Source organism: Modicisalibacter sp. 'Wilcox' (genome assembly GCF_010993675.1).
GTDB lineage: Bacteria > Pseudomonadota > Gammaproteobacteria > Pseudomonadales > Halomonadaceae > Modicisalibacter > Modicisalibacter tunisiensis.
The window spans coordinates 1-9,061 of record NZ_WNXF01000028.1 but is presented as its reverse complement, the minus strand read 5'-3'; the positions used below and the strand labels follow the sequence as shown (position 1 = coordinate 9,061).

Annotated in this window: 9 protein-coding genes and 1 pseudogene; all 10 read right to left on the bottom strand. The window is 58.4% G+C overall.

Features of this window, described 5'->3' with window-relative positions; translation table 11 throughout:
* Positions 1-63: 63 nt before the first annotated feature.
* Positions 64-531, bottom strand: a complete 468-nt coding sequence (locus G7A98_RS16280; RefSeq protein WP_163650732.1) for a heme-binding protein — start codon at positions 529-531, stop codon at positions 64-66.
* A gap of 295 nt (positions 532-826) precedes the next feature.
* Positions 827-1,018 (bottom strand): 2-hydroxymuconate tautomerase, encoded by a 192-nt coding sequence (locus tag G7A98_RS16275; RefSeq protein WP_163650731.1) that lies wholly within the window; start codon positions 1,016-1,018, stop codon positions 827-829.
* A 9-nt stretch (positions 1,019-1,027) separates the two neighbouring features.
* Positions 1,028-1,822, bottom strand: a complete 795-nt coding sequence (dmpH, locus tag G7A98_RS16270; protein WP_163650730.1) for a 2-oxo-3-hexenedioate decarboxylase — start codon at positions 1,820-1,822, stop codon at positions 1,028-1,030.
* On the bottom strand, positions 1,819-2,868 hold the full coding sequence (gene dmpG, locus G7A98_RS16265) for a 4-hydroxy-2-oxovalerate aldolase (RefSeq protein ID WP_163650729.1): 1,050 nt from the start codon (positions 2,866-2,868) through the stop codon (positions 1,819-1,821). Before dmpG ends, dmpH begins: the two co-directional genes overlap by 4 nt.
* Before the next feature lie 13 nt (positions 2,869-2,881).
* A complete protein-coding gene (locus G7A98_RS16260) occupies positions 2,882-3,817 on the bottom strand; it encodes an acetaldehyde dehydrogenase (acetylating) (protein ID WP_163650728.1) in 936 nt (311 codons plus the stop codon).
* A gap of 23 nt (positions 3,818-3,840) precedes the next feature.
* Positions 3,841-4,626, bottom strand: coding sequence for a 2-oxopent-4-enoate hydratase (gene dmpE, locus G7A98_RS16255; RefSeq protein ID WP_163650727.1), 786 nt, complete (start codon positions 4,624-4,626; stop codon positions 3,841-3,843).
* Positions 4,626-5,498, bottom strand: a complete 873-nt coding sequence (locus G7A98_RS16250; protein ID WP_163650726.1) for an alpha/beta hydrolase — start codon at positions 5,496-5,498, stop codon at positions 4,626-4,628. Before G7A98_RS16250 ends, dmpE begins: the two co-directional genes overlap by 1 nt.
* 7 nt (positions 5,499-5,505) lie before the next feature.
* Positions 5,506-6,966: a 2-hydroxymuconic semialdehyde dehydrogenase gene (locus tag G7A98_RS16245; protein ID WP_163650725.1), complete on the bottom strand. Its 1,461-nt coding sequence runs from the start codon at positions 6,964-6,966 to the stop codon at positions 5,506-5,508.
* A gap of 31 nt (positions 6,967-6,997) precedes the next feature.
* A complete protein-coding gene (locus tag G7A98_RS16240; protein ID WP_163650724.1) occupies positions 6,998-7,921 on the bottom strand; it encodes a catechol 2,3-dioxygenase in 924 nt (307 codons plus the stop codon).
* A 437-nt stretch (positions 7,922-8,358) separates the two neighbouring features.
* A pseudogene (locus tag G7A98_RS16230) lies at positions 8,359-8,529 on the bottom strand (transposase); the annotation flags it as partial.
* Between the last annotated feature and the right edge of the window lie 532 nt (positions 8,530-9,061).

Below are 9,061 nucleotides of genomic sequence, written 5' to 3'. Positions count from 1 at the left end.
ATGGCGATATTCGCTATATTGCCATGCAGTTCAGTAGGTTAGAAGCATTCCTGGGGGCCGGTCTCACGGATTCAGGGTACAGATAAGCTGAGCAGCCTCCTTAGCACATTTAATATCCTGCTCTTCGCTACCGCCAGAGACTCCAATACCGCCAATCACATGACTGTCCCGGACCAAAGGTATACCACCACCAATCACCGTGAAGTCTTCAGACTTGGTCAGCCCTTCGAGAACACGTGATGGTTCGGCGCCGAGCAAAGCTTCCAGTTTTACGGTATCCATGCCCATGCCGGCAGCGGTGATCGCTTTTTTCCGGGCCAGTCCGGAAGACACCAGGAAAGATCCCGCCATTTTTAAGAATGCTATCAGGCGACCAGACGGGTCTACCACGGCAACCGTGGCTTTAATACCGAGCTCTTCAGCCTTACCTACGGCCACTTCCAGCAGGCGCAATGCGGCGGTTTCAGTCAGCATATACCCAAGTTGAACAAGCGGTTTTTGGTTTCCGTCTACCATGATTCTTTCAACCATTCAAAGCCAGAGACTAGCTGTGCAGCATCGTCCATTCCGGTACTGAACATCCCTTGCGGAAACTGCCTGCCTCTCAGAGTGAACGCTGCATACAGCAGGCACATTCTCGGGTCATCCAGGCGGGTGGTTTAGGCCGAGTCATCACCCTCGAAGAACATAACCACGTCTCGCTACTGGCCCGAAGCAGACCTGTTCCCGGGACTGAATTTTTCCAGCGTCATCACAATATACAAATAACCCACGACCTTTTTTGACGTTTCTTCTCCGAAGAAAATCTCGCAGTAATTGCCGGGGCTCAACGCCCCAGTTTCCTGGCCGACTGCCCACCAATACCGAAGTGCTGCTTGGGCATCTCTGTGATGATGATCCGTACGCTTTCCACCGGAGCTCCCAGAGATCGGCAGAGTGCATCGGTGACCTCTCTGATGAGCGCCTCCTTCTGCTCATCAGACCGACCTTCCAGAATGTTGATTTGGGCTACGGGCATAAAAGCTCCTTATTGGAATCGGGCGGATACAGTACCAAGGCCCTGGTACCGTACCGTGATGTTGTCCCCGGGCTCGACAGTGATGGCGGCGGTGATACCACCGGTCATGATGAAGGTGCCCGCGGGGATGTGTTCGCCCCGCTCAGCCAGCAGGTTCGCCAGCATGGCCACGCTGGAGGCGGGGTGGCCCAGGACCGCGGCACCGGCACCCACATCCACAACTTCACCATTCTTCTCGACTACCACTCCCAGGGTTTTCAGGTTCACATCCGCAACGTCGGCCATCTGCCCACCGGTGATAAAGCGGGTGGACGAGGCGTTGTCCGCAACCACGCTCACCAGGTCGAACTTGAAGTTCTCGTAGCGGGAGTCGATGATTTCCACGGCGGGAATCACGAAGTCCGTCGCCGCCAGTACCTGGCCGATATGGCAGCCCGGGCCTTTCAACGGTGCCTTGGTAACAAAGGCAATTTCGGCTTCGATTTTCGGGTGGATCAGTTCTTTGGTGTTGACCACGCCACCATCCGGCACACTGAAATAGTCCGCCAGAAAACCATAGATCGGGGTTTCCACACCCATCTGGGCCATCTTGGCCCAGGAGGTGAGGCCCATTTTCATGCCCACGATCTTGTTGCCCCGCTCTTCCTTGCGACGGCGGATTTCCCACTGCACGTCGTAGGCGTCATCGAAGGTCATGTCCGGATAGTCATTGGTGACCTTGGTGATGTCATGGGCCTGCAGTTCGGCGTTTTCCACGTGTTCGGCCAGTGCCAGCATCTGCTCGCGGCTTAGTGTCTTGCTCATGCCTTCTGCTCCTTCCGTGCCGCCAGCAGGTCCAGCGCCACATCCACAATCATGTCTTCCTGGCCGCCCACCATGCGGCGCTTGCCAAGCTCGACCAGAATGTCCACGGTCTTCAGGCCGTACTTCTGCGCTGCTACTTCAGAGTGACGCAGGAAGCTGGAGTAGACACCGGCATAGCCCAGGGCCAGGGTTTCACGGTCCACTCGAACCGGGCGATCCTGCAGGGGCCTGACAATGTCATCGGCCGCATCCATCAGGGCGTAGACATCGGTGCCATGCTCCCAGCCCATCTTGTCGAAGGCGGCCACACAGACTTCCAGCGGCGCGTTGCCGGCGCCGGCACCCATGCCAGCGAGGGAGGCATCAATGCGATCGCAGCCTTCTTCCACCGCCACGATGGAGTTGGCCACACCGAGGGCAAGGTTGTGGTGCGCGTGCATGCCCGTCTGGGTTTCCGGCTTGAGCACGTCCTTGAGTGCCCGGAAGCGGTCGCGGATGTCGTTCATGTTCATGGCGCCGCCGGAGTCCACCACGTAGATACAGGTCGCACCGTAGCCTTCCATCAGTTTCGCCTGCTCAGCCAGGCCCTGCGGGGTCTGCATGTGGCTCATCATCAAAAAGCCGACGGTGTCCATACCCAGTTTGCGGGCGTGTTCGATATGCTGTTTGGAGACATCCGCCTCGGTGCAGTGGGTGGCCACTCTTACGATTCTCGCGCCGGCCTGATAGGCATTGTCCAGGTCATGGACGGTACCGATACCGGGCAGCAGCAAGGTGGCAATCTTGGAATGGGTGACCACTTCTGCCACCGCTTCGATCCACTCCAGGTCGGTGTGGGCGCCGAAGCCGTAGTTGAAGCTGGAGCCCTGCAGGCCGTCACCGTGGGCCACTTCGATGGAATCCACCTTGGCCTTGTCCAGGGCCCGTGCAATGTCCTGAACGTTCTGGATGGAGTACTGGTGACGGATGGCGTGGCTGCCGTCGCGCAGGGTCACGTCGGAGATGTAGAGTTTTTTACCCGATTGCTGTTGAGAGTTAAAGGTCATGGTTCGTTCCTCCTCAGTGGACCAGCGACTCGGCGATGCGCTCAGCGGTACCCAGCGCGGCGGATGTCATGATGTCCAGGTTGCCGGCGTAGGCAGGAAGGTAGTGGGCGGCGCCTTCGATTTCCAGGAATATCGATGTCTTCAGGCCGGTGAAGCGGCCCAGGCCCGGGACGTTCATGGGTTCGGAGTCGGGAATCCGGTCAAACTGTACTTTCTGCTTCAGGCGGTACCCGGGGACATAGCGGTTGACTGCGGCGACCATCTCCTCCACAGACGCCTCAATCTCCGCCTCATTGGCAGCATCGGACAGCACGTAGACGGTGTCCCGCATCAATAGTGGTGGCTCGGCCGGATTGAGAACGATGATGGCCTTGCCCTTCTGGGCGCCGCCCACCACTTCGATAGCCTTGGAGGTGGTTTCGGTGAACTCGTCGATGTTGGCACGGGTGCCGGGGCCGGCGGATTTACTGGAAATCGAGGCAACAATCTCCGCGTAGTGGGCCTTGGCGATACGAGACACCGCAGCGACCATGGGAATAGTGGCCTGGCCGCCGCAGGTGACCATATTGACGTTGCCTTCAGCCAGATGCTGTTCCAGGTTGACTACCGGCACACAGTAGGGCCCGATGGCCGCCGGGGTCAGGTCCACCACCCGGATCGACGGCTTGTGTTCACGGAGTAGCCTGTCATTGTGGATATGAGCACCGGCGGAGGTGGCATCGAAGACGATGTCGATGTCGGTGAACTCCGGCATTTTCACCAGGCCGTCCACGCCTTCGGCGGTGGTGGCCACGCCCATGCGCTGGGCGCGGGCCAGGCCGTCCGATTCCGGATCGATGCCGACCATCACACCCATCTCGATGTGCTGGCCATTGCGCAGGATCTTGATCATCAGGTCGGTGCCGATGTTGCCCGAGCCGATGATCGCGGCTTTGATTTTGTTGCTCATGATGTTGTCCTCATTAATCCCGATCAGGCGAAGCGCACGGAGGTGCTGCCGATGCCACCGATATCCACGCGCATGTAATCACCGGCCTTGACCGGCTCCAGCGGAACCAGAGAGCCGGACAGGATGACTTCGCCGGCTTTAAGGGTGATTCCGAACTCACCCAGGGTATTGGCCAGCCAGGTCACGCAGTTCACCGGGGAGCCCAATGCTGCGGCACCCGCGCCGGCGCTGATCACACTGCCGTTCTTTTCCACCACCATGCCGCAGGTCACCAGATCCACTTTGCGGGGAGACACCGCCTGGTCACCCAGCACAAACAGGCCACAGGAGGCGTTGTCGGCAACCGTGTCCTGAATAGCGATCTTCCAGTCCTGTATGCGGGAATCGACAATCTCGAAGCAGGGCATGACACATTCGGTAGCGGCCAGTACATCCGCATTGGTGATGCCCGGACCGGCCAGGTCTTTTTTCAGGATGAAGGCAATCTCGCCTTCGGCGCGAGGCGCAATCAGTCGGTCACTGATGGGCATGACCTCACCACTGTTGAACACCATGTCGTCGGTCAGGTACCCGAAATCCGGCTGGTGAACGTTGAGCATGTTCTGAACCGCCTTGCTGGTGACGCCGATCTTCTTGCCGATGATCGAGGCGCCATCCGCCAAACGGCGTTCCAGCATGCGCAGGGAAATGTGGTAGGCGTCGTTAATGGTGATATCGTCGCCGCGGCTGGTCAGCGGGGAAACGGCTTCCCGGCTGAGCATGGCCTGATAGAGCTCATCACCCAGCGCCTGAATACGTGACTGTTCCATCAGTGCTCTCCCCCAGCCACTTGGTCGGCTTCCGTAAGAAAATCATCCACCATCCGGGCAAACCGGCTGGGATGCTCGATCTGGGTCCAGTGGCCACAGCGGCCAAAAACGTGCAGCTGTGAACGGTCGATGAGTTCTGCCAGTTTGTATGACACTTCCAGGGGAATGACTTCATCCTCACGACCATGGAGAATCAGGGTTTCGTGCGGCAGTGCCCGGATGTCTTCTTCCGGGCTGGCCAGGCTGTCTACCCAACGCTGGCGCGGGGCCGGAAACATGGCCGCGAACGACTCCTGGAAACCGGGGCGGATGCTGGCATGATAACGCATCTCCGCCAGTTCGTCAGTGAGCAGGCCCTTGTTGAAGGCAAACACGTCCATCAGCCGGCGCATGTTTTCGAGCGAAGGCTCGTAACCCCAGACTTCATCCAGCCCTTTGGTGATTGGAAAACTGACACCCACCGAGCCCATCAGCACCAGACGACGAATGCGCTCCGGGTACTCGATAGCCAGCGCCAGAGCCAAGCCGCCACCGAAGGAGTTGCCCACCAGATCCACCTGTTGCAGGTCCAACGCATCCATAACACCGATGGCGTGGGCCACCCAGCGCTTGCGGTTGTAGGTGTTGTCTTCCGGGCGTTCGGTGTAACCGAAGCCGAGCATGTCCGGCGCCACCACACGGCGGTTCTTCGCCAGCTCCGGAATCACCAGGCGCCAGTTGGCCCAGGCGGTGACGCCGGGGCCGGAGCCGTGGATCATCATGACCGGGACATCACTCTTAGCATTGTCGGCACCATGGTCATGCACGTTGGTGCGGTAGCCGGCGGCGGTTATCTCGCGCCCGATTTCCGGGCTGTTCTGAGGTGCAGTCATGGTCGGCTCACAATTTTACGCAGATGTTTTTCATTTCGGTGTAGAACTCCAAGGAGTGCACACCACCTTCGCGGCCAATACCGGACTGCTTGCTACCACCAAAGGGTGTGCGCAGATCCCGCAGGAACCAGCTGTTGACCCAGATAATGCCGGCCTCAATCTGGCCCGCTACCCGGTGGGCGCGAGTGATGTTTTCACTCCAGATGGCCGAGGCCAAGCCGTAAGGAAGACTGTTGGCCAGCTCAATGGCCTCTTCCTCGCTGTCGAACGGGCAAAGATGGACACAGGGGCCGAAGATTTCATCGGTAATCACCGCGGAATCTTCCGCCAAACCGGTCCAGATGGTGGGCTGAACCCAGGCACCACCAGCCAGCTCTTCCGGCATGTCAGGGACACCACCACCGGTCACAACAGTGGCACCGTCATCCACGGCTTTCTGATAGTAGGAAAGGACTTTCTCGCGGTGTTTGAGACTAACCAGCGGCCCCAGGTTGGCTTCGGCATCGTCCGGCGTACCGATCTTCAGGCCTTCCGCGGCTTCTTTCAGCCGGACCACGAACTCGTCGAAGATGGAACGCTCAACGTAAACCCGCTCGGTCCCCAGACATACCTGACCGCAGTTGGCAAAGGCAGAGCGCATGGTGCCTTCGATGGCCTTGTCCATGTCACAGTCGGCAAACACCAGGCCGGCGTTCTTGCCACCCAGCTCCAGGGAGATGTCCCGGATGCCTTTTGCGGCGGCTTTCATGATCACTTCGCCGGTACCGGTTTCGCCGGTAAAGGTGAAGCCGTCTACCAATGGATGTTCGGTCAGGAATGCGCCTGCTGAATCACCGCCGAAACCATGAACGACGTTGTAAACGCCATCCGGTATGCCGGCTTCTTTCATCACCTCACCCAACAAGGCTGTGGTAGTGGGGGTTTCCTCGGAGGGCTTGACCACCACCGTGTTGCCACACGCCAGTGCCGGGCCAACTTTCCAGGTCATCAGCAGCAACGGCAGGTTCCAGGGGCTGATCACGCCAATCACGCCTTTCGGGCGGCGAACAGCGTAGTTCAGCGCGCCCGTACCATCCGGTGTGGGCATTTCAAAGGATTCGGTGGGTACGTTCTTGATCATGTCCGCGAACACCTTGAAGTTCGCCGCGCCCCGGGGAATGTCGATGTGGCTCGCCATGGATTTAGGCTTGCCGGTATCAAGGCATTCCGCTTCCAGGAACTCATCGAACCGGGCGGTGATGCCGTCCGCCACCTTGTGGAGAATCCGGGTGCGCTCCTCCAGGGTCATCCTCCCCCAGGGGCCATTTAACGCTGCGCGGGCCGCCTTCACGGCGGCATCCACCTCTTCCCGGCCGGCTTCGTGAACCTTGCTGATCACCTTGCCGGTTGCCGGGTTCACGTTGTCGAACAGCTTGCCGCTGGCTGAGCCAACATACTGCCCGTTGATGTAGTGTTTGATGTCTTTCATCGCTGCTAAACCCTGTTTCATTCGTTCGGGATCACGTCAGAACCGTCATGAAACGTTCGTTCAGTACACGGTCGTGATAGAAGATGGCCTTGCCAAGCTCTTCCGCTTTCCAGGTGATCGGTTTGTGGTCCGGGTAGAAGTAATCACCGCCACAGAACACTTCATTGCGGTTGCCGGACGGGTCAAAGAAGTAGATGGTCTTGCCATGGGTCAGCCCGTGACGGGTCGGGCCGATATCAATGGAGGTATCGGTCATGGTGATCAGATCCGCCGCCCGCAGCACGTCTTCCCAAGTTTCAAGATGGAAAGAGGCGTGATGAAACTTGCCTGGCTCCTCATGATGGATGAACGCCACGTCGTGCTCCTTCATGGACACCGTCAGGAACTGCGATACCCGAGTGCCTTCCGGATCCAATACTTGCTCAACCAGGTCGAAGCCGAGGACATTGACAAAAATGTCATAAGTCGCAGCCAGCTCCGGGCCGTAGAATAGGCAGTGGTCAAACCGCACGGCTTTCATGCCTCGCAGACCGCGGGGCCAGGCTTCAGGGTTGACGTTATTGATACCCCATTTGCCGGTGTAAAGCTTATCGGCATACAGCTCGAAGGCGTGACCGGAAGGCACCGTGAAGCGAACACGACGACCGCAATCCTTCAACTCCTCTGCCGGCACCTGCTCAACTTCAACGCCGTAATCCACCAGGTCTTTTTCAAGCTGGACCAGGATCTCTTCGTCAAGCACCTTGAAACCCATGAAGTCACAGCCCGGCTCGTCGGCCTCGCGCAGAACCACGGAGAACTTGTCCACTTCAGACCAGGCCTTTAGATAAACACGGCCCTGGTCGTCGCGGTCGGTTTCGATAAGACCCATTAGGTCCGTATAGTGTTTGAGGGCCTCATCCATATCGAGTACGCGGATCTGGACGTGGCCGGGACGCATAACACCTTTTTTCATGACAATCACCTCAACGATGCTGTGTTTGTAGGCCCGGCCGCCGGTTGCGGCAGGCACTCAATGGTCAAGTCAGTCAGGGGGTAGACCCTGCAGGCCAGTACTTCCCCTTTCTCAATGGCTTCGGGCGGAACATGTACTCTGCTCATCTTTCCGCATTCGAACTTACCCTCCAGGATCATGATTTTGCAGAACCCGCAGCCGCCGCCCCGGCAGCCCACGGGCACACATTTGAGTCCCTGCTGTTCCATGGCCTTGAGCACACTCTGGCCTTGCTGGCAGGTAAAGCGATCTCCCGTTGTGCGGTTGAACACCTGAAATCTGGCCATAGCCCATCCTCTGATCAGATTTTAAAACAAGCCAACTCTTCACTTGAGTTTCTCTACGCTCTCATAAATCTCATAAATTTAATAAAAAAAAATTGCACGTCTTGCCTAACAGCCCGTCCTGAGAACGAAGAGGATCGCCTCCATCGCTGCCCGATCCGGCACCCGTCGGCGATGACAGCCCAGTGGGTGCGGCTTCGGCACGTGCACCGGCAGCAGCGGCTCCATCCGCGCCCACAGTTCGTCCGACAACCGCCATCCATCGTCTTTGATCGCTAGTCCCATGACAACCTCTCCCTCTCCATCTCTTTAGGAGGTATGACCCAACCTATTGGAATAGGCCCTTAGAGGGACCCGCGTTCGGCAGCGTAGCCGCTGACTATTTGTTATTCTGCGACAAATACGAGCTCGTCGTGGTCAATCTGAGCCCGTACTCGAGCCCCTGCCTCCACCAACTCCGCGTCCTGCGATAAACGTCCGAACAGCCTGGGCCCCTCGTCCAGTTGCATAACCACCACGTCGTAAGGTGCTGGCAGGTTCTCTCGGTGGCTACGATGGTAGGTCACCCGTGCCCGCACCTCTCCACGGCCATCACTGGGCTCCCAGCGGATGGTGGACTCCAGACAGCGCGGGCACAGACCCGCACCGTAGGGTAAGGCCCGATTGCAGACATCGCAGCGCAGGTACAACAAATGACCCCGGTGCAACCCCTGATAGAAGGGATGATCCTTGACTGGCGAGAGCTATGGTGACTTCTGGTGTATGGGAGGAGGTAGGAAGGGTGGCGTATCCTGTTGATTGATCTCGCCAGATCACA